Origin of the sequence: Agreia pratensis (genome assembly GCF_900177685.1) — a bacterium.
In the GTDB taxonomy this organism is placed as follows: Bacteria; Actinomycetota; Actinomycetes; order Actinomycetales; family Microbacteriaceae; genus Agreia; species Agreia pratensis.
Window position 1 is genome coordinate 371,689 of sequence record NZ_FXAY01000003.1, and the last position, 26,419, is coordinate 398,107.

24 protein-coding genes and 4 tRNA genes are annotated in these 26,419 nt (G+C 64.7%); 22 read left to right on the plus strand and 6 right to left on the minus strand.

Annotated features, from left to right (window positions below):
* Positions 1 to 4: 4 nt before the first annotated feature.
* A complete protein-coding gene (locus B9Y86_RS11335) occupies positions 5 to 1,441 on the minus strand; it encodes an MFS transporter (protein ID WP_085486028.1) in 1,437 nt (478 codons plus the stop codon).
* Positions 1,438 to 2,475, minus strand: coding sequence for an LLM class flavin-dependent oxidoreductase (locus B9Y86_RS11340; RefSeq protein ID WP_085486030.1), 1,038 nt, complete (start codon positions 2,473 to 2,475; stop codon positions 1,438 to 1,440). The genes B9Y86_RS11335 and B9Y86_RS11340 overlap by 4 nt, the downstream gene beginning before the upstream one ends.
* A 119-nt stretch (positions 2,476 to 2,594) precedes the next feature.
* Between B9Y86_RS11340 and B9Y86_RS11345 the strand changes: the two genes are divergently transcribed.
* Positions 2,595 to 3,293 (plus strand): lysoplasmalogenase, encoded by a 699-nt coding sequence (locus tag B9Y86_RS11345; protein WP_085486032.1) that lies wholly within the window; start codon positions 2,595 to 2,597, stop codon positions 3,291 to 3,293.
* A 17-nt stretch (positions 3,294 to 3,310) separates the two neighbouring features.
* On the opposite strand, the gene B9Y86_RS11350 is transcribed toward B9Y86_RS11345, so the two are convergent.
* A tRNA-Val gene (locus B9Y86_RS11350) sits at positions 3,311 to 3,383 on the minus strand.
* Positions 3,384 to 3,626: 243 nt separating this feature from the next.
* Between B9Y86_RS11350 and B9Y86_RS11355 the strand changes: the two genes are divergently transcribed.
* The 15 genes from B9Y86_RS11355 (at position 3,627) to B9Y86_RS11425 (ending at position 16,961) form a co-directional block, all read left to right on the plus strand.
* Positions 3,627 to 3,698, plus strand: a tRNA-Gly gene (locus B9Y86_RS11355).
* Positions 3,699 to 3,751: 53 nt separating this feature from the next.
* Positions 3,752 to 3,825, plus strand: a tRNA-Cys gene (locus tag B9Y86_RS11360).
* 46 nt (positions 3,826 to 3,871) lie between these two features.
* Positions 3,872 to 3,943, plus strand: a tRNA-Val gene (locus B9Y86_RS11365).
* Positions 3,944 to 4,137: 194 nt separating this feature from the next.
* The gene (gene thrS, locus B9Y86_RS11370) at positions 4,138 to 6,060 is read left to right on the plus strand and encodes a threonine--tRNA ligase (RefSeq protein ID WP_217809203.1); all 1,923 of its coding nucleotides are present in this window, start codon (positions 4,138 to 4,140) and stop codon (positions 6,058 to 6,060) included.
* The gene (locus B9Y86_RS11375) at positions 6,057 to 6,623 is read left to right on the plus strand and encodes an HIT family protein (RefSeq protein ID WP_244894733.1); all 567 of its coding nucleotides are present in this window, start codon (positions 6,057 to 6,059) and stop codon (positions 6,621 to 6,623) included. The genes thrS and B9Y86_RS11375 overlap by 4 nt, the downstream gene beginning before the upstream one ends.
* Before the next feature lie 40 nt (positions 6,624 to 6,663).
* Entirely contained in the window at positions 6,664 to 7,581 is a 918-nt protein-coding gene (gene pdxS, locus B9Y86_RS11380; protein WP_085486036.1) for a pyridoxal 5'-phosphate synthase lyase subunit PdxS, read from the plus strand.
* The gene (gene pdxT, locus B9Y86_RS11385) at positions 7,541 to 8,179 is read left to right on the plus strand and encodes a pyridoxal 5'-phosphate synthase glutaminase subunit PdxT (protein WP_085486038.1); all 639 of its coding nucleotides are present in this window, start codon (positions 7,541 to 7,543) and stop codon (positions 8,177 to 8,179) included. The genes pdxS and pdxT overlap by 41 nt, the downstream gene beginning before the upstream one ends.
* Before the next feature lie 99 nt (positions 8,180 to 8,278).
* A complete protein-coding gene (locus B9Y86_RS11390) occupies positions 8,279 to 9,043 on the plus strand; it encodes a YebC/PmpR family DNA-binding transcriptional regulator (RefSeq protein ID WP_085486040.1) in 765 nt (254 codons plus the stop codon).
* Between the two features lie 13 nt (positions 9,044 to 9,056).
* Positions 9,057 to 9,647 carry a crossover junction endodeoxyribonuclease RuvC gene (gene ruvC, locus B9Y86_RS11395; protein WP_085486042.1) on the plus strand — a complete coding sequence of 197 codons (591 nt, stop codon included), beginning with the start codon at positions 9,057 to 9,059 and terminating at the stop codon, positions 9,645 to 9,647.
* Positions 9,644 to 10,261, plus strand: a complete 618-nt coding sequence (gene ruvA / locus B9Y86_RS11400) for a Holliday junction branch migration protein RuvA (protein WP_085486044.1) — start codon at positions 9,644 to 9,646, stop codon at positions 10,259 to 10,261. The genes ruvC and ruvA overlap by 4 nt, the downstream gene beginning before the upstream one ends.
* Entirely contained in the window at positions 10,258 to 11,310 is a 1,053-nt protein-coding gene (ruvB, locus tag B9Y86_RS11405) for a Holliday junction branch migration DNA helicase RuvB (protein ID WP_085486046.1), read from the plus strand. Before ruvA ends, ruvB begins: the two co-directional genes overlap by 4 nt.
* An 89-nt stretch (positions 11,311 to 11,399) precedes the next feature.
* Complete coding sequence (gene yajC, locus B9Y86_RS11410; RefSeq protein WP_085486048.1) at positions 11,400 to 11,819, plus strand: preprotein translocase subunit YajC; 420 nt, start codon at positions 11,400 to 11,402, stop codon at positions 11,817 to 11,819.
* Between the two features lie 85 nt (positions 11,820 to 11,904).
* A complete protein-coding gene (gene secD / locus B9Y86_RS11415) occupies positions 11,905 to 13,620 on the plus strand; it encodes a protein translocase subunit SecD (RefSeq protein ID WP_085486050.1) in 1,716 nt (571 codons plus the stop codon).
* On the plus strand, positions 13,620 to 14,651 hold the full coding sequence (secF, locus tag B9Y86_RS11420; protein ID WP_085486052.1) for a protein translocase subunit SecF: 1,032 nt from the start codon (positions 13,620 to 13,622) through the stop codon (positions 14,649 to 14,651). Before secD ends, secF begins: the two co-directional genes overlap by 1 nt.
* A gap of 57 nt (positions 14,652 to 14,708) precedes the next feature.
* The gene (locus tag B9Y86_RS11425) at positions 14,709 to 16,961 is read left to right on the plus strand and encodes a RelA/SpoT family protein (protein ID WP_085486054.1); all 2,253 of its coding nucleotides are present in this window, start codon (positions 14,709 to 14,711) and stop codon (positions 16,959 to 16,961) included.
* A gap of 39 nt (positions 16,962 to 17,000) precedes the next feature.
* Here the strand turns inward: B9Y86_RS11425 and B9Y86_RS11430 are convergent, their stop codons facing one another.
* The 3 genes from B9Y86_RS11430 to B9Y86_RS11440 all read right to left on the minus strand — a co-directional run bounded on the left by B9Y86_RS11430 (position 17,001) and on the right by B9Y86_RS11440 (position 19,733).
* Positions 17,001 to 17,558 (minus strand): type IV toxin-antitoxin system AbiEi family antitoxin, encoded by a 558-nt coding sequence (locus B9Y86_RS11430; RefSeq protein WP_085486056.1) that lies wholly within the window; start codon positions 17,556 to 17,558, stop codon positions 17,001 to 17,003.
* An 80-nt stretch (positions 17,559 to 17,638) separates the two neighbouring features.
* On the minus strand, positions 17,639 to 18,868 hold the full coding sequence (locus tag B9Y86_RS11435) for a DUF349 domain-containing protein (protein ID WP_085486369.1): 1,230 nt from the start codon (positions 18,866 to 18,868) through the stop codon (positions 17,639 to 17,641).
* 64 nt (positions 18,869 to 18,932) lie between these two features.
* A complete protein-coding gene (locus B9Y86_RS11440) occupies positions 18,933 to 19,733 on the minus strand; it encodes a peptidylprolyl isomerase (protein WP_085486058.1) in 801 nt (266 codons plus the stop codon).
* 162 nt (positions 19,734 to 19,895) lie between these two features.
* Here B9Y86_RS11440 and B9Y86_RS11445 point away from each other — a divergent pair, with 162 nt between their 5' ends.
* From B9Y86_RS11445 to alaS, 6 genes are all read left to right on the plus strand, one after another.
* Complete coding sequence (locus B9Y86_RS11445) at positions 19,896 to 21,257, plus strand: replication-associated recombination protein A (RefSeq protein ID WP_085486060.1); 1,362 nt, start codon at positions 19,896 to 19,898, stop codon at positions 21,255 to 21,257.
* 266 nt (positions 21,258 to 21,523) lie between these two features.
* Positions 21,524 to 22,153: a 30S ribosomal protein S4 gene (rpsD, locus tag B9Y86_RS11450; protein WP_044439195.1), complete on the plus strand. Its 630-nt coding sequence runs from the start codon at positions 21,524 to 21,526 to the stop codon at positions 22,151 to 22,153.
* A gap of 113 nt (positions 22,154 to 22,266) precedes the next feature.
* Positions 22,267 to 22,653, plus strand: a complete 387-nt coding sequence (locus tag B9Y86_RS11455) for a DUF948 domain-containing protein (RefSeq protein ID WP_085486062.1) — start codon at positions 22,267 to 22,269, stop codon at positions 22,651 to 22,653.
* A 7-nt stretch (positions 22,654 to 22,660) separates the two neighbouring features.
* Positions 22,661 to 23,431 (plus strand): hypothetical protein, encoded by a 771-nt coding sequence (locus B9Y86_RS11460; RefSeq protein WP_085486064.1) that lies wholly within the window; start codon positions 22,661 to 22,663, stop codon positions 23,429 to 23,431.
* A gap of 44 nt (positions 23,432 to 23,475) precedes the next feature.
* Entirely contained in the window at positions 23,476 to 23,694 is a 219-nt protein-coding gene (locus B9Y86_RS11465; protein WP_085486066.1) for a hypothetical protein, read from the plus strand.
* 66 nt (positions 23,695 to 23,760) lie between these two features.
* Complete coding sequence (alaS, locus tag B9Y86_RS11470) at positions 23,761 to 26,418, plus strand: alanine--tRNA ligase (RefSeq protein ID WP_085486068.1); 2,658 nt, start codon at positions 23,761 to 23,763, stop codon at positions 26,416 to 26,418.
* The last annotated feature ends 1 nt before the right edge of the window (position 26,419 follow it).

The window sequence follows — 26,419 nt, forward strand, 5'->3', positions numbered from 1 at the left end:
GTGGCTAGGTCGCCGCTTCCACATGCTCCACGTCTTCGACGCGGGCCTGAGGCATCGCCAGTGCTGCGACCCCGGTGAACGCGGCGCATACGAGCACCGCCGCGAAGACAGCCCCCGACGCAGCGATCAGAACCGAGGGATCGGTCTCGCCCTTCGAGCTGGCACCGAAGATGCTGTTCGCTATGGCTCCGAACACGGCGACACCGACCGCGCTGCCGATCGAGCGGGAAAACAGATTCGTGCCCGTGACGACGCCGCGCTCGTTCCACGGCACACTCGACTGGGCTGCGATGAGGCTCGGTGTGGCGACCAGGCCGAGGCCGAGGCCCACCATGAAGCAGCTGATCGCCACGAGCACGATGTTCGCATTCGGGTAGACGACGATCAGAAGAACAGCGCCGAGGATGGCGAGGCCCGTGCCGATGAGCACGGTCGTTCGGAAGCCGAGGCGAAGGTAGAACCGACCCGACAGCGACGCCGAGATAGGCCAGCCGATAGTGAGAGCGGCGAGCGCCAATCCCGCAAGCAGCGGGGATGCTCCCGCGACGCCCTCGAGGAACGTCGGAACGTATGAGGTCAAGCCGATGAGGATAGCCCCGACGCCCAGTGAGATGAGCGTCGTCGTGATGAGCAGTCGACGGGAGAACACCCAGAGCGGAAGTATCGGTTCGGCTGCGCGCCGCTCGACGAGAACGAACACCGCGAGCAGCGCCCCGCCGACCACGAAGGCCGCGATGCTGGGAACCGAGTCCCAGGCCCATGCCTGTCCGCCCTCCAGCACCGCGAGGATGACGAGGCTGAGCCCTGAGGTGAGAAGAACAGCTCCGGCGATGTCGAGCCGGTGCCTGCGTTTCTCGATCTTCTCGTGGAACCGGGTCACGAGCATCCAGCCTGCAACGAGGCAGAGAGGGACATTGATGAAGAAGATCCACCGCCACGAGACGAACTCGGAGAACACCCCGCCGAGGGTGGGACCTGCGACGGAGCTGATGGCCCAGACGCTGGCGAGATAGCCCTGTACCTTGGCCCGCTCGGCCACCGTGTAGATGTCGCCGGCGATCGTGATCGCCATCGGCTGCACGGCTCCCGCGCCCAGGCCCTGCACCGCGCGGAACGCGATGAGCGCGGGCAGGCTCCACGCGAATCCGCACAGGATCGAGCCGAGGAGGAAGAGTCCGACACCGAGGAGGATGATCGGTTTTCGGCCGACCGTGTCGGAGAGCTTCGCATAGAGAGGCACCGACACGGCCTGGGCGAGCAGATAGATCGAGAACAACCACGGGAACTGGGCGAAGTCGCCGAGATCGTCGACGATCGAGGGAACTGCTGTGGCGAGAATGGTCGCGTCGATCGCCACGAGCCCGGTCGTCACCATCAGCGCGATGAGAACCGGGCCGCGTTCGGATCGGAAGCCGACTCCGCTCGTGTCGACGGCCGTCATTCGGCGAGCAGTTCGCGAACGCGCGGAATGACCACGGTTCCGTAGAGCTCTATGCAGGTCATCAGGAGATCGTGCGACAGGGGACCTGCGCTGTACTTGAGGTCGAAGCGGGTCGCGTCGATCGCGCGCACGGTCGACGCGATCTTCTGAGCAACCGTCTCCGGCGAACCCACATACAGCGAACCGTGCGGGCCGGCTTCGCGGTCGAACTCCGATCGGGCCATGGGCGGCCAGCCGCGATCGGCGCCGATGCGGTCGCGCATCTTCTTGTACTCGGGCCAGAACTGCTCGCGAGCCTCTTCATCGGTCGCGGCCACGAATCCGGGGGAGTGCACGCCGATGGGCAGTTCCGGGCTCTCGAGCTGCGCGAGGGCGCGACGGTACAGATCAGCGTACGGAGCGAAGCGCACGGGGTCTCCGCCGATGATGGCGAGCATCAGGGGGAGTCCGTATCTCGCGGCCCGCACGACCGATTCAGGACTTCCGCCGACTCCGATCCACGTCTTCAGCTTTCCGGATTCGGTGGTCGGGAACACGCGCTGGTCGACGAGAGCGGGGCGGGTGCTTCCCTGCCAGGTCACGGGCTTCTCCGTCAGCAGTCGCGTGAATATATCGAGCTTCTCTTCGAACAGCTCCTCGTACTGGCTGAGCTCGTAGCCGAACAGGGGGAAGGACTCGGTGAACGAGCCGCGGCCGAGGATGACCTCGGCACGACCGTTGGATGCCGCATCGAGGGTGGCGAAGCGCTGGAACACCCGCACGGGGTCGTCGGAACTCAGAACGGTGACCGCAGAACCCAGCCGGATGCGCGACGTCTGGCCGGCGATCGCGGCGAGAGCGACATCCGGCGCAGAGATCGCGAAGTCGTCTCGGTGGTGCTCACCCAATCCGATGAAGTCGACGCCGACCTCATCGGCGAGCACACCCTCGGCGATGACGTCCCGAATGACCTGGGCGTAGCTTCGAGGCGTGCCGTCGGAATCCGCCGTGACATCTCCGAAGGTGTCCAGTCCGAACTCGAGCTGCTTGGTCATGTCGATCTCCTCGTTCTCTGCGGCTTCTATGCAAATGTATCCGTTTGGGCAACGCCCCCACGGGATGAGACATTCCCCGGTCCTTCAGCATCGACTAAGGCCATGCCACAGTGTGATGTATGACCGACAATCGAGTGCAGGGGAGCGCTCAGGGTCGCAGCCGGGCAGTCGTTCCCTTTCTCATGCTGTCCGTCATACATCTCGTCGCCCTGGGGGCTGCACTGCCGGAGCTGTCCGGGTGGACGAAGCCGCTGCTGATGCCCGCTCTGTTGGCCGCCGTTCTCGTGACGACAGGCAGGCGGGGTGGCGGGGGCATAGTGCTCATCGTCGTCGCTCTGGCCTTCTCGTGGCTGGGAGATGTACTGCTGGCTTCGCCGGGCGATATCGGTTTTCTGTCGGGCCTCGCAGCTTTCTTCATGGCCCACCTGCTGTACCTCATCGCATTCGCCGCCTTCTTCAAACGACGACGGCTTCCTCTCGCAGCGTGGCTCTACCTACTGTGGTGGCTGGCCTTCGTGCTGCTGCTGTCGCCATCGCTCGGCAGCCTGCTCGTGCCGGTGGCGGCCTACGGGCTCGTGCTCGGGGCATCCGGCGCTGTGGCGCTGGCGACCAACCGACTGACAGCCATCGGAGCCCTGCTGTTCGTCTGCTCCGACAGTCTGCTCGCTTGTCGGATCTTTCTGCCGGACTTCGAGCTGGTGCAGCAGGACCTGATCATCATGGCCCTGTACCTCGCGGGCCAGGGCCTCATCGTGTGGGGCGTGATGACCGCCGCACGACCGGGAAACGAGAAAAGCCCCGAGCAATCTCGCGATTGATCGGGGCTTTGCGACGGTGGGCGATACCGGACTCGAACCGATGACCTCTTCGGTGTGAACGAAGCGCGCTACCAACTGCGCCAATCGCCCGTCACACGCCGCACGAAGCAGCGCGGATCGATCTTAGCCGACGCGACGCGCACTGCGCACATCGAGGGCCGAATCCGCGCGACACGCCCGGGCTGCGTTCTTGCATACGGCGCCCGAGTTCGGCCTCGTTCCGGGGCCGGGCGCAACTTGTACCTCGATTCGATGAACAAGAAAAGCGATCGGTTTTGTCATGCCGCAGTCTTTCGGCTAGAGTCTTCAACGCACGCCGAAAAGCGAGCAAATGCGGATGTGGCGCAGTGGTAGCGCATAACCTTGCCAAGGTTAGGGTCGCGAGTTCGAATCTCGTCATCCGCTCGAGTGTGAAGATTCACAAAGCACAGTCATGTGCCACGTGTAGCTCAAAGAATGGTGGCGTGGCCGAGAGGCGAGGCAGCGGCCTGCAAAGCCGTCCACACGGGTTCAAATCCCGTCGCCACCTCCACTCACCGGGTCTCACTCACCCGGTCTCTCTGAGAGACGCAACGAATGGGCGATTGGCGCAGCGGTAGCGCGCTTCCCTGACACGGAAGAGGTCACTGGTTCGATCCCAGTATCGCCCACAGAAGATAAAGCCCCCGGGAAACCGGGGGCTTTTGTCGTTCCCGGGCATCCGGAACCATGCGCTCACGCAGCGCACCGCGGGATCGAGCTGCTCGTACCCGGCACTACAGTGGATAGGTCGGTGACATAACAAGGAGCGGGACAAAAAGTGGTTGACGGATTCGAACTCTTTCCGGACCGGTCCATCGTGGCCATGAGGGTGAACGGCGAGCTGCGCGACCTCGCCACGACGGTCGAGGCCGACGACACCACCGAGCCCGTGACGATCGACTCCGCCGACGGCCTCAATATTCTGCGCCACTCCGCCGCCCACGTGCTCGCACAGGCCGTGCAGACGATCAACCCCGAGGCCAAGTTGGGTATCGGTCCGCCCATCACCGACGGCTTCTACTACGACTTCGATGTCGCCGAGCCGTTCACCCCCGAGAACATCAAGGCCATCGAGAAGGCCATGGAGCGGATCATCCGCCAGGGACAGCGTTTCACCCGCCGCGTCGTCACAGAAGACGAAGCTCGGGCTGAGATGGCGGACGAGCCGTACAAGCTCGAACTCATCGGACTCAAGGGAGCCCCCGAAGACGAGACGGCCGACGAGTCGGTCGAGGTCGGGGGAGCCGAGCTCACCATCTACGACAACGTCGACCCCAAGACCGGCGAGACGCTCTGGAAGGACCTCTGTCGGGGGCCCCACCTGCCGTCGACCCGCCTGGTCGGAAACGGGTTCTCGATCACCCGGCTGGCCGCCGCCTACTGGCGCGGCTCAGAGAAGAACAAGCAGCTCCAGCGCATCTACGGAACAGCCTGGCCGACCAAAGACGAGCTGCGCGCCTACCAGGCGCGCCTCGAGGAGGCCGCGAAGCGCGACCACCGGAAACTGGGCAACGAGCTCGACCTCTTCTCCTTCCCCGACGAGATCGGCTCGGGTCTTGCCGTCTTCCACCCCAAGGGCGGGATCATCCGTCGGGAGATGGAGGACTACTCCCGTCGAAAGCACGAAGAAGAGGGCTACGACTTCGTCTACACGCCCCACATCACCAAGGCGCACCTCTTCGAGCAGTCCGGCCACCTCGGTTGGTACGCCGACGGCATGTTCCCCCCGATGCATCTCGACGAGGGGCGCAACGAGGAGGGCGAGATCACTCGCCAGGGGGCGGACTACTACCTCAAGCCCATGAACTGCCCGATGCACATCCTCGTGTATCGGTCGTCGGGGCGTTCGTATCGGGATCTCCCTCTTCGACTCTTCGAATTCGGCACGGTCTACCGCAACGAGAAGTCCGGCGTCGTGCACGGCCTCACACGGGTGCGCGGTCTCACGATGGACGACGCGCACATCTTCACCTCGCGCGAGAACATGAAAGAGGAGCTCACCAAGACGCTCAACTTCATCCTGGCGCTCCTTCGCGACTACGGGCTGACCGACTTCTACCTCGAACTGTCGACCAAAGACCCCGAGAAGTACGTCGGCGACGACGACGTGTGGGAAGAGGCGACATCGACTCTGGCCGAGGTCGCCGCCGAGTCCGGCCTCGAGCTCGTGCCCGATCCTGGGGGAGCCGCGTTCTACGGCCCCAAGATCTCTGTGCAGGCCCGCGACGCCATCGGCCGTACCTGGCAGATGTCGACCGTTCAGCTCGACTTCAACCTGCCCGAGCGGTTCGAGCTGGAGTACACGGCGTCGGATGGCACGAAGAAGCGCCCTGTGATGATCCACCGCGCCCTGTTCGGCTCGATCGAACGATTCTTCGGTGTACTCACCGAGCACTACGCCGGCGCCTTCCCCGTGTGGCTCGCGCCCGTGCAGGTCGTGGGAATCCCGATCGCCGAACAATACGAGGACTATCTCGCGGAGGTCGTCTCGACCCTGAAGAAGCAGGGTGTGCGGGCCGAGCTCGACGTCTCGGCCGATCGCATGCAGAAGAAGATCCGCAATCACACGCTGCAGAAGGTCCCGTTCCTGCTCATCGCAGGAGAAGAGGACCGTGCGCAGGGAGCAGTGAGCTTCCGCTTCCGCGACGGCACGCAGGAGAACGGCGTGCCGATCGATGAAGCCGTCGCCCGCATCCGAGCCGCCATCGATTCGCGTCTGCAGGTCACCAGCCAGGGCCAGGCGTGATTCCCGCAGACCAGGAGTTCCCCGAGGTTCCGATCGAGAGCTCGGCCGATTTCGCGGGCGTTCCGGATGCGTACCAGCGGCTCTGGACGCCACACCGGATGGTCTACATCGAGAACGGTCCGGTGACCGGTGAAGAAACGTGCCCGTTCTGTCGGGCGCCGCAGTTGAGCGACGAAGAGGCCTTGATCGTTCATCGAGGCGAGCACGCCTATGTGCTGCTGAACCTGTTTCCGTACAACAGCGGTCACCTGCTGGTCTGCCCCTATCGTCACGTCTCGCTCTACGACGATGCGACAGAGGCCGAGGTCGTCGAGATCGCTGCGCTCACCCAGACTGCGATGCGGGTCGTGCGTGAGACCTCGCAGTGCCACGGCTTCAACATCGGGATGAATCAGGGCGCGGTCGCGGGTGCGGGAATTGCCGATCATCTGCACCAGCATGTCGTTCCGCGATGGTCCCAGGATTCCAATTTCTTCCCGATCATCGCGAAGACGAAAGCCCTTCCGCAGCTTCTCGGAGACGTACGCGCGTCGATCGCCGCCGCCTGGCCCGAGTCAGCCTAGACACCAGCACCCCGAGTAGAATCGGGTTCGAGAGGACACAATGAGCACCCTAGAAACACCTTCCCAGACCGGCCGCACCGAGCATGGATCGAGCCGCGTCAAGCGCGGTCTCGCAGAGATGCTGAAGGGCGGCGTGATCATGGACGTTGTCAACGCCGAGCAGGCGAAAATCGCCGAAGAAGCCGGCGCCGTAGCCGTTATGGCTCTCGAGCGCGTTCCCGCCGATATCCGATCGCAGGGTGGCGTCGCGCGCATGAGTGACCCCGACCTCATCGACGGCATCATCGGCGCCGTCTCCATCCCCGTCATGGCGAAGGCGCGCATCGGCCACTTCGTCGAAGCGCAGGTGCTGCAGGTTCTCGGTGTCGACTACATCGACGAGTCGGAAGTGCTGAGCCCCGCGGACTACGTCAACCACATCGACAAGTGGAAGTTCCAGGTTCCCTTCGTGTGTGGAGCCACCAACCTCGGCGAGGCGCTGCGTCGCATCAACGAGGGTGCGGCAATGATCCGCTCGAAGGGTGAGGCCGGAACCGGAGACGTCTCCGAAGCCACCAAGCACATCCGCAAGATCAAGTCAGAGATCGCTCACCTGTCGTCGATGTCGAAAGACGAGCTCTACGTCGCGGCCAAGGAACTGCAGGCCCCTTACGATCTCGTCGTCGAGATCGCCGAGACCGGCACTCTGCCGGTCGTGCTGTTCACCGCCGGCGGCGTGGCGACACCCGCCGACGCTGCGATGATGATGCAGCTCGGAGCCGACGGAGTGTTCGTGGGATCCGGCATCTTCAAGTCGGGCAACCCCGCGGAGCGCGCTGCGGCGATCGTCAAGGCGACCACGTTCTTCGACGACCCGACGGTCGTCGCCGAGGTGTCCCGCGGACTCGGAGAAGCGATGGTCGGAATCAACGTGTCGGATGTCGCGGCACCCCACCGCCTCGCAGAGCGTGGCTGGTAGTCACGGCACCGCCCCGCGCGTCGGAGTCCTCGCCCTGCAGGGTGACTTCAGAGAACATCTTCGCGTTCTGAACTCGCTCGGGGCGGATGCCGTACCGGTACGCCGCCCCGAAGAGATCGACGACATCGATGGACTCGTCATTCCGGGCGGCGAATCGAGCGTGATGGACAAGCTCTCGCGGGCTTTCGGCCTCGCGGAGCCCCTTCGATCGGCGATCTCAGGTGGTCTGCCGGTCTACGGCACGTGTGCTGGCCTCATCATGTTGGCCGACGGCGTGCTCGACGCGATCGCGGGTCAGCAGACCCTCGGAGGGCTCTCCATCTCGGTAAGACGCAATGCCTTCGGCAATCAGCTCGATTCGTTCGAGACCGATCTTTCCGTGCCCGCCCTCGGAGACCCGCCCGTGCATGCCGTCTTCATTCGAGCTCCGGTAGTCGAGTCCGTCGGCGAGGGAGTCACGGTACTCGCGCAACTCGATGACGCTCGTGTGGTGGCGGTCGAGTCGCGGAATCTCCTCGGCACGGCCTTCCACCCGGAGGTCACCGGCGACATGCGGTTCCACGAGTACTTCCTCGACAAGGTCCGGGCTTCGCGCTAGCAGCGCACACCGGTCATGAGCGGCGGTTCTCCGAAAGGGGTGACACGCCGCTCACTAGACTGAACGTTGATCGAATAGAGCACGCAGGGAGCAGAAACAGTGTCCGGGCATTCCAAGTGGGCGACCACCAAGCACCAAAAAGCCGTCAAAGACCAGCGCCGAGCGAAGTCGTTCGCCAAGCTGATCAAGAACATCGAAGTCGCCGCGAAGATCGGCGGCGCTGACCTCAACGGCAACCCCACCCTCGTCGACGCCATCCAGAAGGCCAAGAAGACGTCGGTGCCCATCGACAACATCAATCGCGCGGTCAAGCGCGGAGCAGGACTCACCGGCGAGTCCGTCGACTACCAGACGATCATGTACGAGGGTTACGGCCCGAATGGCGTCGCGCTGCTGATCGAGTGTCTCACCGAGAACCGCAACCGGGCCGCTGCAGAGGTGCGCACGGCGATGAGCCGTAACGGCGGCGCAATGGCCGACCCCGGAAGCGTGGCGTACAACTTCGCCCGCAAGGGCGTGATCGCCGTGCCCCATGCCACGGACCTCACCGAAGACGACGTTCTTCTCGCGGTACTCGATGCCGGAGCCGAAGAGGTCATCGACCATGGTGCCCAGTATGAGATCGTCACCGACCCCAGCGAACTCGTGGCCAACCGCGAGGCGTTGCAGATGGCAGGCATCGAGTACGACTCGGCCGACGTCGAGTTCGTCGCATCGCTCAAAGTGAACGTCGACGCAGAGGGAGCCCGCAAGGTCTTCAAGCTCATCGACGCCCTCGAAGACAGCGACGATGTGCAGAACGTCTACAGCAACGTCGATCTGAGCGACGAGGTCCGCGCCGAACTCGACACCGACGAGGAGTAGGGCCGACCCCGACGTGCGTGTTCTCGGAATCGATCCAGGGCTCACACGCTGCGGCGTCGGTGTCGTCGACGTGACAGCAAACCGTGTCGCAACGCTCGTCGCGGTCACGGTGGTGCGCACGCCCCCCACGATGGATCTCGATCAACGACTCCTCGGGATAGCTCTCGGTCTCGACGAGCTCATCGGAGAACATCGCCCGGAGAGCATCGCGATCGAGCGCGTCTTCGCCCAACAGAATGTGAGCACCGTGATGGGCACGGCGCAGGTCAGCGGCATCGCGCTTCTCGCGGCGGCTCGCCACGGCATCCCCGTCAGCCTGCACACTCCCACCGAGGTCAAGGCGTCGATCACCGGGTACGGGCAGGCGGAGAAGAAACAGGTGGGAACGATGGTCGCGAAGATCCTCGGCCTCGCCGAGATTCCGAAGCCCGCCGACGCAGCCGATGCCCTGGCCCTCGCCATCTGCCACGCGTGGCGCTCGCCCGCCACACGCAGCGCCCACGCGCCCGACGGGTCGGCATCCGCGTCGGGAATGACCCGCGCCCAGCAGGCGTGGCGCGCCGCAGAGAAAGCAGCGGGCACTGCCCGTAGGCTGACACGGTGATTTCTGCCCTTCGAGGAACTGTCCTCCGCGTGAGCGGCTCGTCCGCCGTCATCGAGGTCGGAGGAGTGGGATTCGACGTGACCCTGACTCCCGCCCACACACTGTCGTTGAGGGTGGGGCACGAGGCATCCGTCGTCACGAGCCTCATCGTGCGCGAAGATTCGCTGTCGCTGTTCGGCTTCGTCGATCACGACTCGCTCGATCTCTTCGTTCTGCTCACCGGAGTCACTGGCGTAGGCCCGAAGTCGGCGATGGGTGTGCTCGCCGAGCTCTCTCCCGCACAGATCGCCATCGCTGTCGCGCAGGAAGACGACGCCGTCTTCCGCAAGGTGTCAGGAATCGGGCCGAAGACGGCCAAGCTCATCGTGCTCTCACTCGCCGGCAAGGTCGCCATCTACGCGGCCACCACGGCGGCGCCCAAAGAGGTCACGGGCAGCGTGCGCGACGATGTGCTGGCCGCCCTCGTCGGGCTCGGCTGGAATGAGAAGGCGGCCGAGGCCGGTCTGGATGCGGTTCTTCTGCATGCGTCGGACGACGAGACGGCGTCGGTGCAGGCTCTGCTTCGGCTTGCTCTCACCGAACTCGGCCCGCGTAATCCGGGTGGTTCACGATGACGCCCTCCGATTCCGCCGCGCCTCGCGATGCCAGCCCGATCGTGAACCCCGAACCTCTCTCCGAAGGCGAGATCGCGTTCGAGGGCGCACTCCGCCCCAAGAGTCTCGCCGAGTTCGTGGGGCAGGCCAGGGTGCGGGGGCAGCTGCAACTCCTCATCGAGGCGGCAGGAATCCAGAACCGCACTCCCGACCACATCCTTCTCGCGGGTCCGCCCGGCCTTGGCAAGACGACGCTCGCCATGATCGTCGCGCACGAGAGTGATCGACCGCTCCGGCTGACGAGTGGCCCGGCGATCCAACACGCCGGCGATCTCGCCGCTGTCCTGTCATCGCTTGTGCCGGGCGAGGTGCTCTTCGTCGATGAGATCCACCGCATGGCCCGAACGGCAGAAGAGATGCTGTACCTGGCCATGGAGGACTTCCGCATCGACATCATGGTGGGCAAGGGTGCCGGCGCCACCTCGATTCCGCTGGATCTGGCGCCGTTCACGCTCGTCGGGGCGACCACTCGCTCCGGGCTGCTGCCGAACCCGCTTCGCGATCGCTTCGGCTTCACTGCGCACCTCGAGTTCTACTCGACCGACGAGCTCGTGCACGTGTTGCGTCGAGCGGCTGCGCTCATCGAACTGTCGATCGACGAGGCGGCTCTGGTCGAGATCGCTCAGAGATCACGCGGAACACCGCGCATAGCCAACCGCCTTCTTCGGCGCGTACGCGACTACGCCCTCGTGCACGGAGGTCGGGCGAGCACGTCCGTCGTCGACTCCGCTCTCGAGCTCTACGACGTCGATGTGCTGGGGCTCGACCGGCTCGACCGGGCAGTCATGGACATCCTGATCACGCGCTTCAACGGAGGGCCCGTGGGCCTCAGCACCCTCGCCGTGTCGGTGGGGGAGGAGGCCGAGACGATCGAGAGTGTCGTCGAACCCTTCCTCGTGCGTGTCGGCCTGATCACTCGCACCCCGCGCGGCCGCGTGGCTACCCCCGCGGGATGGCGGCACATGGGAATCGGCCGTCCGTCCGGCTCCCTGTTCGGCGATGACCTATAATTCACTGTGGCCCATAGGCCCGCCATCAGGCGGCGTCACTAGTATGAAGCCGACAATCACCCCCCATTGCTGGAAGGCACGACTTTTTCATGGCTCTTGATCTCCCAACCATTGGCATGCTGGCGGTACTGGCCATCCTCGTGTTCTTCATGTTCCGCAACAGCCGCAAGCGCCAGCGCGAGGCTGCAGAGCTGCAGCAGAAAGTGCAGGTCGGTGCCGACGTCATGACCAACTTCGGCGTCTTCGGAACGATCCTCGACATCGACGAGGAGAACAACAAGGTTCTTCTCGAGACATCGCCGGGCACCGTGCTCACCGTGCACCGCCAGGTCGTCACCCGGGTCATCGACGACCACGACAGCGACGGCGCAGACGACACCGACGCCGACTCGTCGACCACCGAGCCCGCTTTCGGCGAGCGTGCCGATGAGACCGTCGAGAACACTCCCGACTCGAAGCCCGCATCCTCGGGTCCAGCACTGTCGAAGACCGACAAAGTCGACGAGTAACTTCCCTCTTTTCCAACCCCTCGCGCACAATACACACCCGGCCGATCTGGCCTGGGGCGTGCGCTAAAGAAAGCTGAGTTCGCCGGTGGCACCAACTCTTTCCGCGGTCAAGCAGGCGTGGCGAACGCTCATCTGGCTCGTCGTTGTCCTCGCAGTACTCGCAGGAACCATCGCCGGCGGCGTGCTGTTCAGTGCACCCGGCGCCGGCTGGGGTCTCAAGCTGGGTCTCGACCTCGAGGGCGGAACGCAGATCATTCTTGCGCCCAAGCTCGAGAGCGGCCAGCAGGTCAATGCCGAGCAGCTCTCGCAGGCCGTGTCGATCATCCGACAGCGCGTCGACGCCTCCGGAGTCTCCGAGGCCGAGATCAGCACTCAGGGCGGACAGAACATCGTCGTCTCGATTCCGGGAACGCCCGATCAAGACACGCTGAACCGCATCGAGTCGTCGGCCAAGCTCGAGTTCCGCCCGGTGCTCGTAGCCGACGCGGCCCCGACCGCGGCGGTCACTCCGACGGCGACGCCCGCCGAGGGACTGTCAGACACCCCCACCGTCGCGCCGACCAACGCAAGCGATCTGAACTGGGTCACGCCGGCCCTTCAGGACCAGTTCACGAACTTCAGTTGCGATTCAGACGGGGCGAAAGACGCGGGGCAAGCGCCCGCCGACAAGCCGCTGCTCGCATGCGACGAGAACGGTCAGGCGAAGTACATCCTCGGCCCGGTCGAGGTCACGGGAGAGATGATCTCCGACGCGACGAGCGGTGTCGCCCAGACGCAGACCGGGGCGTCGACAGGTCAGTGGGTCGTCAACATCGTCTTCAACGACGAGGGCACCTCGAAGTTCGCCGACGTCACGACCCGCTTGAACGCCCTCAAGGGCAGCCAGAACCAGTTCGCCATCGTCCTCGATGGCAAGGTCATCTCGGCACCGACGACCAATGCGGTCATCACCGACGGCCGTCCTCAGATCTCCGGTTCCTTCACTCAAGACTCGGCGAAGACGCTGGCCGACAACCTCAAGTTCGGCGCACTGCCGATCGGTTTCACCGTGCAGAGCAACGACTCCGTCTCGGCGACGCTCGGGTCGACGCAGCTTGCCAGCGGGCTCATCGCAGGTCTGATCGGGCTGATCCTCGTGGTCATCTACTCGCTCTTCCAGTACCGCGCACTCGGCCTCGTCACCGTGGCCTCGCTCGTCGTCGCGGCCGCCATGACCTATCTCGTCATCGCTCTCATGTCGTGGCGCATCGACTTCCGCCTGTCACTCGCCGGGGTCGCCGGTCTCATCGTGGCGATCGGGTTCACGGCAGACTCGTTCATCGTCTACTTCGAACGAATCCGAGACGAGCTCCGAGAAGGCAAGGGACTCGCATCAGCGGTCGAGGCCGGTTGGCGACGCGCCAAGCGCACCATCTACGCCGCCAAGGCGGTCAACCTCCTGTCTGCTGTCGTGCTCTATGTGCTCGCGGTCGGAAACGTTCGTGGGTTCGCGCTCACGCTCGGAGTCACGACCATCATCGATGTTCTCGTCGTGATTCTCTTCACCCACCCCGTGCTGCGTCTCCTTGCTGCGACCAGGTTCTTCTCGAGCGGGCACAAGGCCTCTGGTCTCGACCCGACGGCGCTCGGAGCGATCTACCGAGGACGCGCCGAATTCCGCAAGCCGGTGGACTCGACCGCCACGAAGAAGGCCGGCGCCGGTCGCGAGGCTGCACTTCGGCAGACCATCGCCGAGCGCAAGGCGGCCCAACTCACGGCTGAGAAACCCGCCGATACCAAGAAAGACAGGAAGGACTCCTGATGGCCAGTTTCGCGCAGTTCGGAAACGACCTCTATACAGGCAAACGGTCCTTCGACTTCATCAAGCACCGACGCATCTGGTACACGATCGCCATCCTGCTGATGGTCGCCTCGGTGGCCATTCCGTTGGTCAAGGGTGGCTTCAACTTCGGAATCGAGTTCCGAGGGGGCTCACAGTTCGTCGTGAGCGAAGTGGGCGACACACCTCAGTCGGCTGCAGAAGATGCGGTCGCCTCGGTCGTTCCGCAGGCAGTCGCTCGCGTCTCGACACTCGGAGCCTCAGGCGTTCGCGTGCAGACCGACCAGCTGACCGGCCAAGAGACCAACGAGGTCCGCACGGCACTCGCCGCGGCATACAAGATTCCCGAGACCGAGATCACGGCATCGTTCATCGGTGCCTCATGGGGTTCGGACGTGACAGGCCAGGCGATTCGAGGTCTGGTCGTATTCCTGATCCTCGCCGGCATCGCCATGGCGATCTACTTCCGCACGTGGAAGATGTCCGCCGCAGCCATGCTCGCCCTTCTGCACGACCTCGTCCTCACGGCCGGCGTCTACGCCGCGACAGGGTTCGAGATCACCCCCGCCGCAGTCATCGGCTTCCTCACCATCCTCGGCTACTCGCTGTATGACACCGTCGTCGTGTTCGACAAGGTTCGTGAGAACACCGCGCGCCTCGGCAAGGACTCGCACCTGACGTTCGGCGAGGCCGTGAACCTGGCCGTGAACCAGACGCTCGTGCGTTCCATCAATACGGCTGTGGTCGCAGCGTTGCCGGTTGCGGCGATTCTCTTCATCGGTGCTTTCGTACTGGGCGCCGACACGCTGCGAGACATCTCCCTCGCGCTCCTGGTAGGAATCCTCGTCGGAACGTACTCCACGATCTTCGTGGCGGCGCCTCTCTACGCTCAGCTGCGAGAGCGCGAGCCGAAGATCGCCAAGCAGAACGATCGGACCCTCGCGGAGCGCGCACGCGCCTCCGCCGCCGGGCGTCCGACGGACGCCGTGGTGGAAGGTCAGCCCACGGCGTAACCGTCGTGTTCTCGGCAGGGTCCGGCGCGGGGGATAATTGACAGCGGAGGCCCCACTATGACGGACAGCACAACGACGTCGAATGCCAGCCTGCGCCGTCTGGTTCCGAGAATCTTCTCGCGTGCCCAACCAACGGGCGCCGTCGATGCGTTGATTCGCACGGTGCGACTGAACCACCCGAAGGCCGACCTCACCGTCATCGAGCGTGCCTATGCCGTCGCCGAGCGCGCTCACGACGGTCAGAAGCGGCGAAGCGGCGAGCCGTACATCACCCACCCCGTTGCCGTCGCGCAGATTCTGGCTGAGCTGGGCATCGGATCGAAGACCGTAGCCGCAGCCCTTCTTCACGACACCGTCGAAGATACGGAGTATTCGCTCGACCAACTGCGCGCCGACTTCGGCGACGAGGTCGCGATGCTCGTCGACGGCGTGACGAAGCTCGACAAGGTCAAGTACGGCGACAGCGCACAGGCCGAGACCGTGCGCAAGATGATCGTGGCGATGTCGAGAGACATCCGGGTTCTGATCATCAAGCTCGCCGACCGTCTGCACAACGCCCGCACGTGGGGATTCGTGCCGGCGGCATCCGCCGAACGCAAGGCGAAGGAGACCCTCGAGATCTACGCGCCCCTGGCGCACCGTCTGGGAATACAGACGATCAAGTGGGAACTCGAAGACCTGAGCTTCGCGGTGCTGTATCCCAAGCTCTACGTCGAAATCGAGAACCTCGTACGCCAGCGCACTCCGCAGCGCGAGGCCTATGTGCAGCAGGTCATCGACTCGGTCAACGATGACCTCAAGAGCTCCAAGATCCGGGGAAAGGTCGTCGGGCGCCCCAAGCAGTACTATTCGATCTACCAGAAGATGATTCTGCGCGGTCGCGACTTCGACGAGATCTACGACCTCGTCGGAATCCGGGTTCTCGTGAACTCACTTCGCGACTGCTACGCCGTCCTCGGCTCGATCCACGCGAGGTGGAATCCGATTCCGGGGCGTTTCAAGGACTACATCGCGACGCCGAAGTTCAATCTCTACCAGTCGCTGCACACGACGGTCATCGGCCCCGACGGGCGTGCGGTCGAGATCCAGATCCGTACGCACGAGATGCACCGTCAGGCCGAATACGGCGTTGCGGCGCACTGGAAGTACAAGGAACGCGTGAACGGCGGGCGCACAGCCCAGGTCGACCAGACCGCCGACAACGACATGGCCTGGCTCGCCCGTATCTCCGACTGGCAGGCCGAGACGGTCGACCCGGGGGAGTTCCTCGACTCACTGCGCTTCGAGATCGGCGCGAAGGAGGTCTACGTCTTCACGCCCAAGGGGAAGGTCATCGGTCTTCCCGCCGGCGCGACTCCGGTTGACTTCGCCTATGCGGTTCACACCGAGGTGGGCCACCGCACGATGGGTGCCAAGGTCAACGGTCGCCTCGTCCCGCTCGAGTCCACTCTCAACAGCGGCGACTCCGTCGAGGTCTTCACCTCGAAGAATCCCGACTCCGGTCCCAGCCAGGATTGGCTCGCCTTTGTGCAGAGCCCTCGCGCCCGCAACAAGATTCGGCAGTGGTTCACCAAAGAGCGACGCGACGAGGCGATCGAGCAGGGCAAGGATGCCATCGCTCGAGCCATGCGCAAACAGAACCTGCCCCTGCAGAAGCTCATGAGTCAGGATTCATTCGCCGAGGTCGCCTCGCAGATGAGATACGACAGCGTCTCAGGCCTGTACGCAGCCATCGGCGAGGGCCACGTATCCACACAGTCCGTGATCGAGAAGGTACTCGCGGGACTCCAGAACGAGGCCATCAGCGAAGACTCTGATCTCGACGTCGTGGTGCACGGCCGTCGTAGAAGCAAGCTGAGCGACTCGGGAGTGCTCGTCAGGGGCGCCCCCGACATCCTGGTGAAGCTGGCGAAGTGCTGTACCCCGGTTCCGGGCGACAAGATCGTCGGCTTCGTCACTCGCGGTTCGGGAGTCTCGGTGCACCAGGCCGACTGCCACAACGTCGCATCGCTGCTCAACGAGCCAGAGCGCATGATCGACGTCGAGTGGGCGCCGTCCTCGAAGAGCCTCTTCCTCGTGCAGATCCAGGTCGAAGCGCTCGACCGCTCAGGCCTGCTCTCAGATGTCACCCGCGTGCTCTCTGAGCACCACGTGAACATTCTCTCGGCCACGGTCAACACCTCGAGCGACCGGCTGGCGATCAGCCGTTTCGTCTTCGAGATGGGCGACACCACTCACCTCGACCGTGTGCTCAATGCGGTGCGCCGCATAGACGCCGTCTACGACGTCTACCGGGTCAGCGACGGCTGATCGGCCTCTCGCCGTCGTGCCGCAGCGCCGTCGCTTACTTCACCGCTCCATCGCGGCGAAGAGAAGTGCGTCGGTGATGCGCTGAAGCGCGCGCGCCTTATGGGGCAGGTTGCGGGCGGCCGCGAGGTAGGCGCGGCACTCGGGCAGGCCAGACGACGCAAGGAGCTTCGCGATCACGGGGGAGTCTTTCGCATCGTCGAACGCTCGATCGCGCGCGAGGTCGATCGCCGTGCGCAGGGGAGTAGTGACCTCGATGCCGACGACCGTCATGGTGTCGCCTGGTCTCAATGCCACCTCGCGGACGACGGCCAGGTTTCGAGAGGCACTCGATCTGTTGGCGTATCTGACGGCGATCGTGTGCAGTCGCGGTGGAGTCGCCAGCGCACCGTGCACCCATGCCGCACTGTGGCGTTCGATGATGCTGCGACGCGCCAGCACCGGGCGTACGGCGAGCGCCCGAACGACCGGGGTCTGGGGCACATCGGCGAAGACGAAGGCCGACGATGACAGCGGCACGAGTTCTCCGTCTCGGCACGCCGCCCACAACTCGCTCAGAGGGAGGTCGTCTTCGGTGAGGACCGATTCGAGGCGCGTCATACGCCCAGTGTGGCGTCCTCTCGGGCGGGCGACCCGCCCCGCGGCTGATCTGTGGAGAACTCGTTCTCAGCGGGGGAGCATCAGCCGAGTGCGTCGAGCCAGACCTTGCGCGCGTCGAGAGACTCCTGCAGTTCTTTCGCCTTGCGCGTATCTCCGGCAGCTTTCGCCGCAGCTATCTCACCTTCGAGCTTCTCGATGGCGTCGTGCAGCTGGCCGGCGAGACCCTCTGCTCGTGCTTTCTTTTCGGGATTGTTGCGCTGCCAGAAGTCCTCATCGAGCTTGCGCACCGCTGCCTCGACCTTGCGAAGTCGATCCTCGATGGGCTTCACCTGATCGCGGGGCACCTTGCCGATCTCGTCCCACCGGCGCTGGATGCCCGTGAGGATCTCTTTGGCGCGCGTGCGGTCGGTCTCGGTAAGCAGCGGCTCCGCCTCGGTCAGAAGAGCGAGCTTCAGCTCGAGGTTTCCGGCGAACTCCTCGTCGTCTTTCGCGATGATCTCGCTGCGCGCGCCGTAGACCACGTCGCCCGCAGCCTTGAATTTTTCCCACAGAGAGTCGTCGTAGCGTTTGCCTGCCCGTCCGGCCTTCTTCCACTCATCGAGGAGGTCGCGGTAGGCGTTGACGCCGTCTGCACCCTTCTCTGCCAGAGCCTCGGCCGCGGCGACGAGCTGCTGCTTCTTGGTACGTGCGTCGCGGTGGGCGTTGTCGAGCTCCGAGAAGAACGCCTTGCGGTGCTGTTCGATGATCGTGCGTGCGTCGCGGAATCGCTTCCACAGTTCGTTGGCCTCGGCGCGGGGAAGGCGCGGGCCCTCCTGCTGGTGCTTCTGCCAGCGGGCGAACAGCGAGTCGAGCGCGCCGGTCACCTGCTTCCACTGCGCCTTGGCGGGATCTTCGGCAGCCAGCGCCTCGATCTCGGTGACGATCGCGGTGCGGTACTCGATGGCCTCGGCCAACTGTGCCTTGGCCTCTGCCGACTGCTGCTCGTTCAGCGCACCGAGCGTCTCGGTGAGAGCTGCGAGCCGGGTGGAGAGAGCCTCGAGGTTGCCGAGGGCGTTCGCGCTCGACACCGCCTCGCTGAGGGCCTTGACGGCCTTGCCGATGTCGGCGGCGGAAGCGCCCCGCTTGGCACGCTGCTCTAGCAGTGTCACCTGGCCGGCCAGATCGGTGTACTTGCGTTCGAAGTACCCGAGGGCCTCCTCGGCCGTGCCATCGGGATACTGCCCGATCACACGCTCGCCGGACGCCTCGCGCAGATAGACCGTTCCGGTCTCATCTACGCGTCCAAATGGATGCTCAGCACTACTGGTCACGAAATTCACCCTGTCGACGTTGTTCGGAATGCGCTATTCAACCCTATTGCACGGGGGCAAGTGGTTACTGAACCGCGATAGTGCCGATGGTAACGGGAATCGACGGCTTGCCGTCGGCCGAACCGTCCGCAGTGCCAGCATCGGTGACGCCGGCCTTGAGCGCGTCGAGCCCGCTCGTAACCGTTCCGAGCACGGTGTAGCCGCCCGCGGCATCAGACGGAATCGTGGTGTCTTCGTAGACGATGAAGAACTGGCTTCCCATGCTCGAGCCGTTTCCTCCCTGGCGCGCCATCGCTATGGTTCCCGCCGGGTACACGTCACCTGCGGGTGCGTTCTCGATGGGGCCGAAGCTGTAGCCCGGGCCGCCCGACCCGTCGCCGTTGGGATCGCCGCACTGCAGCACGCCGAAACCGGGAGACGTGGTGAGTCTGTGGCAGGTGAGTCCGTTGTAGAAACCCTTCTGCGCCAGGGTCACGAAGTTGGCCACGCCCTGGGGAGCGGCCGCGCCGTCGAGAGAGATTCCGAGCGGGATGTCGTTGACCGTCATCTCTCCGGTCCACGTGCGACCTTCGGCCGCGGCGGGGTTGGGAACGTCGGCCGAGTTCGGTGTCGGCGTCGGCGCGGGCGTGTCGGTGGATGCCGCTGTCGCGCTGGGCGACGGCGTCGGCGTTCCAGGGCCACCCGCGAAATAGAAGACCTGCACGACGACGGCTGCTGCGATGACCAGGATGGCCACGAGCACGGCCACCACATTGTCGCGCCTGCGTCGGGCGATCTTCGAGGCGTGCATCGTCTGCCGCGCCTGGTAGTCGCGCAGACGTTGACGCGCAGCGCGGGCCTCTCGGTCCTGATTCCTCGGTGCCACGGATCCTCCATCACCCGACAGATCGGGCGAACACTCGTTTGTTGGGTTCGGTGGGATCGCGTCGCGCGCGTGAATCCCTCCTGAACTTTACGGGCCACGGGGCATCCTTCCCAACCCGACGTTCACGGGGCCGCTGTCGGATGCTGCCGGTAGCCTTATTTGATGGTCACCTCTCAGCCCGGTCTGCACAGCGGATCGGTTCCCCTCGCCGTGCGCATGCGCCCCCGCTCGCTCGACGAAGTGGCCGGGCAGAAGCACCTGTTGCGCCCGGGGTCACCCCTCGTGAATCTCGCATCAGACACCGAGGGAACTCAGGGCTCGGTCTCCGTCATTCTTTGGGGGCCTCCGGGCACGGGCAAGACAACGCTCGCTCAGGCCATCGCTCACAGCTCTGGGCGCAAGTTCGTCGAACTCTCCGCGGTGACCGCCGGGGTGAAAGACGTTCGCCAGGTAATGGAAGAGGCCTTCCGAAGCCGCGATCTCTACGGTCTGTCGACTGTGCTCTTCCTCGACGAGATCCACCGCTTCACAAAAGCGCAGCAAGATGCTCTGCTTCCCGGCGTCGAAAACGGCTGGGTCATTCTGGTCGCGGCTACGACGGAGAATCCGTCGTTCTCCGTGATCTCGCCCCTGCTCTCCCGATCGCTTCTCCTCACGCTCGAACAGCTCAGCGACGACGATCTCGGTATCGTCGTCGATCGCGCGGTATCGGATGCCCGGGGTCTCGCCGGTCGCGTCCGTCTCGATCCTGACGCCCGCTCGGCCATCGTGCGTCTCGCATCCGGCGATGCTCGCCGGGCGCTCACCGCGCTCGAGGCCTCCGCGGGGTCGATCCTCGCATCGGCCGGGCCGAGCGAGAGTGGCGACTCGTCGACGAGCGCCGAGTCGCCTCTCATCACCGAAGAAACCGTTGCCCAGGCCGTCGACCGCGCACTCCTGCGCTACGACCGCAACGGCGACGAGCACTACGACGTCATCAGCGCGTTCATCAAGTCGATCCGAGGGTCCGACGTCGACGCGTCGGTGCACTACCTCGCCCGCATGATCGAAGCCGGAGAAGACCCCCGCTTCATCTGCCGCAGGCTCATCGTCTCCGCTTCCGAAGACATCGGCATGGCAGACCCTCAGGCACTGGTCGTGGCCGTGGCAGCGGCCGACGCCGTTCAATTCATCGGAATGCCGGAGGGTCGGATTCCCCTGGCCGAGGCCACCGTCTATCTGGCGACCGCACCCAAGTCGAACGCCTCCTACCTGGCGATCGACCAGGCCATCGGCGACATCAGGGCAGGAAAGTTCGGGCGCGTGCCGAAGCACCTCCGTGACGCTCACTATCCGGGCGCCAAACGGCTCGGCCATGGCAAGGGGTACAAGTATCCGCATGACGACGACAGGGGAGTGCTCACGCAGCAATATCTGCCCGACGAGCTGGGCCGCACCGAGTACTACCGCCCCACAGAGCATGGGAACGAACGAGACGTTTCGGCGCGGTTGGCCAAGATCCGCCAGATCACACGCGGGCAATAGGGCGACTGTTTCTCTCACCTCGTAGGCCTGCCCGACTGTGGTAGTGTCGATACGCCTGTTCCGGGTGGCTTTCGTGCGGCTGCGAATCCATTCAGCGAAGATGGTCGTGTTCTGTAGCCGAACCGACCTCGGCACAATCCCCTCATTTTCCTCCGCAGACGAGGCCGATTCTCACGGGTCGAGCCTCAGACAGCGGTGAGTTCTCTGCGCGACCAGACACTCTGTTCGCGCCTCATCCAGCACGACGATTCACTGAAAGGATGTACATGTCTACCAAGTCACGTACACGCAGCAAGACCCGCCTCTCGCGAGCCCTTGGCATCGCCCTGACCCCGAAGGCCGCACGTTACCTCGAGAAGCGTCCTTACGCTCCGGGTGAGCACGGTCGCACCAAGCGCAAGACCGACTCCGACTACGCCGTGCGTCTGCGGGAGAAGCAGCGTCTGCGCGCCCAGTACGGAATCCGTGAAGCCCAGCTGAAGATCATCTTCGAAGAGGCACGTCGCGCCAAGGGCCTGACCGGTGAGAACCTCGTCGAGCTTCTCGAGATGCGTCTCGACGCCCTCGTCGTGCGTTCGGGCCTCGCCCGCACCACCGCGCAGGCTCGCCAGCTCGTCGTGCACCGTCACATCCTCGTCGACGGCCAGCTCGTCGACCGTCCCTCCTTCCGCGTGAAGCCGGGACAGCTCATCCACGTGAAGCCCAAGAGCGAGGGAACCGAGCCGTTCCAGGTCGCCGCCGCAGGTGGACACCTCGACGTGCTCCCCAAGGTCCCGGGTTACCTCGAAGTCGAGATCGACAAGCTGCAGGCCCGCCTGCTCCGTCGTCCGCTGCGCGCCGAGGTCCCCGTGACCTGTGAAGTGCAGCTCGTCGTCGAGTACTACGCCGCACGCTGATTCACCGCGTGCCCATTGGGTACGCTGAGGGGCGGGACACCGAGATTTCGGTGCCCCGCCCCTTTTTCATTGCAATGGATGCCCATGGCCGGCATCCGCTAAGGAGCTCACCCATGTCAGGTGGAGATATCGCCGGACTCATCGCGGCCGGAGTCTTCGCGATCCTCGTGGCGTTCCTCGCGCTGCCGCTCATCAAGCTGGGCGGTGTCTTCGACGAGACGCGCGCAGCGATCAAAGAGCTGAGCGACAACGTCACCCCGATCCTCGAGGAGTCGACGGTGACGATTCAGGAGGCGAACAAGCAGATCGCTCGCGTCGACACGATCACGAAGAACGTCGCCGAGGTCACCGGCAATGTCACGAGCCTCGTGGCCCTCTTCGCCGCGTCGGTCGGCGGACCTCTGATCAAGGTCGCCGGGTTCAGTGCTGCCGTCAGAGCGGGCATCTTGAGCTTCCGCGGGCCCAAGCAGCCTTCCTCCCGCCGACGCCGGTCAAAGTAGGCGGTCGGTGGAGTTCCTTCTTATCGTTCTGGCTATCGGACTCGCGATCGGCCTGTTCTTCATTGTGCGATCCACGGTGCGCTACATCCGATACACCGACGCCTCGCCCGACCCTGATGTGGGAGTGAACCCTCAGGCCGACTACATCTTCGGGAGCGTCGGAGCCCAGGGCACACCCGTCGAAGCCGATTCCGTTCCGACCATCGTCGACGCCCCGTTCAGCACTGCGGCCGCACCGGCGATCGCCGCCATGGAGGTCGGGATGGTCTTCGGAAATCCCGGGGGACGGCATCCCATCACCCGCTACGACATCCCGGATGGGCTGCGCCTGACGCTGCCCGAGCTGCTGCAAGGCCTGCGTCGTGATCTCGTGGACGGCGAGGAGGCCTGCAGCATCGTCGCCGCAGGCAAGGCGCGTTCCAGCGACGCCCGCCTCGATTCCGAAGCCAGGGTCGCAGCCCTGCGAGATGACATCGGCGGGCTCGAGGCTGTCCTTGCCGAGAGCGCAGGCGGCGACCCGGACGATGCGGCACTCGACCAGGTGTGGATCTATGTGGTGCTGAATCGCGTCGCCGTATCGTGGGAGAGCTACACCGCTCCTCGAGACGTGCTGGCCGCATCCGTTCGTCAATTCGAGTGGCTCGACGCGGAACTGTCGGCGTGGCTGACGATTCTCGATGACGAGACCGACGACGCCACCCTCGCTGCCGTGTGGCGACAGCGACTCAACGACGAGGTCTCCAGGCGAGCAACGGCCTTGGCCGTGCGCGCCGACTAAACTTGTCTCCATCCCAGCCCAATTCGCGTCTCGAGGAGAGAACATTGAAGAACATCCTGTGGCTCGCACTCGGAGTCGCTCTCGGATTCGTCGTCGCCCATCAGGTCAACCAGACCGCTGAGGGCAAGAGATTCTTCTCCGATCTCGACAAGCGCACCAAGGGGTTCACCGAGTCCGTCGTCGACGGATACCGCGAGCGGGAGTCCGAGCTCCGCGCCGTGCTCTCTGACGCTGGCGACGCCATCACGTCGACCGGCCGCTAACACCTTTCCCTATCGCGTCGTCGACTACGGTCTTCGCAGTCCGACGCGCCGAATGCAACGGACCCCATGAACACCGCCGATATCCGCCAACGCTGGCTCACCTTCTTCGCAGACAAGGGGCACACGGTCGTTCCGAGCGCATCGCTCGTCAGCGACGACCCGACTCTGCTCTTCACCGTCGCGGGCATGGTGCCGTTCATTCCCTACCTCACGGGCCTGGTCCCCGCCCCGTACCCGCGGGCGACGAGCGTGCAGAAGTGCATTCGCACGCTCGACATCGAAGAGGTCGGCAAGACCACCAGACACGGCACCTTCTTCCAGATGAACGGCAACTTCTCGTTCGGCGACTACTTCAAGGAACAGGCGATCCGTTACGCCTGGGAGCTACTCGTCACGCCCGAGGCCGACGGCGGACTCGGCTTCGACGAGAAAGACCTCTGGGTCACCGTCTACGAAGACGACGATGAGGCCATCGAGTACTGGAAGAAGACGGCGGGCCTGCCCGACGAGCGCATCCAGCGTCTGGGCATGGACTCCAACTACTGGTCGACCGGTCAGCCCGGCCCGGCCGGCCCGTGTTCCGAGATCTTCTTCGATCGCGGCCCCGCCTACGGACGCGAGGGCGGACCCGCGGCCGACGACGACCGCTACATCGAGATCTGGAATCTCGTATTCATGCAGTACCTGCGCGGTGAAGGCACCGGCAAGAACGACTTCGAGATCCTCGGCGATCTGCCCAGCCGCAACATCGACACGGGCATGGGCCTCGAGCGCGTGGCGTTCCTGAAGCAGGGGGTCGAGAACCTCTACGAGATCGACCAGGTGCGCCCCGTGCTCGACACGGCGTCACTGATCTCCGGCCGCCGCTACGGCGCCGACCACGAAGACGACATCCGGATGCGCGTGGTCGCCGACCACGTGCGCAGCGCGTTGATGCTGATGTCCGATGGGGTCACGCCGTCGAACGAGGGCAGGGGATACATCCTGCGCCGCCTGCTGCGCCGCTCGGTGCGTTCCATGCGTCTTCTGGGCGTCGACACCGCCGTCTTCCCGGAGCTCTTCCCGGCATCTCGTGACGCCATGAAGGCCGCATACCCCGAGGTGGAGACCGACTTCGACCGCATCTCGCGGACCGCGTACGCAGAAGAGGAGTCGTTCCTGCGCACCCTCAGCGGCGGCATCAACATTCTCGACCTCGCCGTGAACTCGGCCAAAGACAAGGGCGCCAAGACCCTCGCCGGCGACACGGCTTTCCAGCTCCACGACACCTACGGCTTCCCGATCGACCTCACGATGGAGATGGCCGAGGAAGCCGGGCTCGCCGTAGACCGTGTTGCATTCGAGTCGCTGATGAGCGAACAGAAGCAGCGCGCCAAGGCCGACTCGAAGGCCAAGAAACTCGGCATCACCGACCTTGGTGTCTACAGCCAGTTCAGGGCCATCGGCGAGACCACATTCCTCGGTTACGACGAGCTGGTCACCGAGTCGAAGATCCTCGGACTCATCATCGACGGACAGTCGGTGACCAGCGCCGTCGCCGGTGAGACCCTCGAGGTCATCCTCGCCGAGACCACGCTCTACGCCGAGTCGGGTGGCCAGGAGGCCGACTCCGGCATCATCCGGGGCGACGGCTTCGAGCTCGAGGTGCTCGACGTACAGAAGCCCGTCAAGGGTCTCATCAGCCACCGCGTGCACGTCACGAGCGGCCAGGTGTCGGTCGACGATGCGGCGACGACAGTCGTCGACCCGGAGTGGCGCCGCGGCGCCACCCAGGCGCACTCGGGTACGCACCTCGTGCACGCGGCGCTCCGCCAGACACTCGGCCCGCAGGCCCACCAGTCCGGCTCGTACAACAAGGCCGGCTACCTCCGTCTCGACTTCTCGTGGAACCAGCCTCTGTCGACCGAGACCCGCTCCGAGATCGAAGAGATCTCGAACCTCGCCATCCGCAGCGATCTCGAGGTCGTCACGCGCGAGCTTCCCCTCGACGAGGCCAAGGCGCTGGGGGCCATGGCCCTGTTCGGCGAGAAGTACGGCGACGTCGTGCGCGTCGTCGACATCGGGGGACCCTGGTCGCGTGAGCTCTGTGCAGGAACGCATGTGCAGCACAGCTCAGAGATCGGCATGATCAACATCCTCGGAGAATCGTCGATCGGTTCGACCAACCGTCGAGTCGAGTCGCTGGTCGGCATCGAGGCATTCCGCCAGTTCGCCGCAGAACGCAGCGTCGTGACGCAGTTGGCGACCACGCTGAAGGCTCCGCGAGAAGACGTGCCCGCGCGCATCCAGGATCTCGTCGCGAATCTCAAAGCGGCGGAGAAGAAGCTCGCCGCCTACGAGGCGAGCGCCCTGAGCGCCCGCGTCCCCTCGCTGGTCGATACCGCGCGCACCGTCGGAGAGCTTCGCCTCGTAGCCGCCGATGCCGGGGAGCTCTCCTCGTCCGATGATCTGCGAGCCCTCGTCACAGGAGTCCGGGAGCGGCTCGGATCCGCTCCGGCCGTCGTGGCACTCGCCGCGGTCGTCGCCGGGAAGCCTGTCGTCATAGTCGCGACCAACGACGCGGCGCGCGCCCTCGGCCACCGAGCCGGAGTTCTCGCCAAGCAGGCCGCATCCATTCTGGGCGGCGGGGGCGGCGGAAAAGACGATCTCGCCCAGGGCGGTGGCACGAACTCGGCCGCCATCGACAGCGCCCTCACGGCGGTGTCGCAGACGGTTCTAGGCTGAC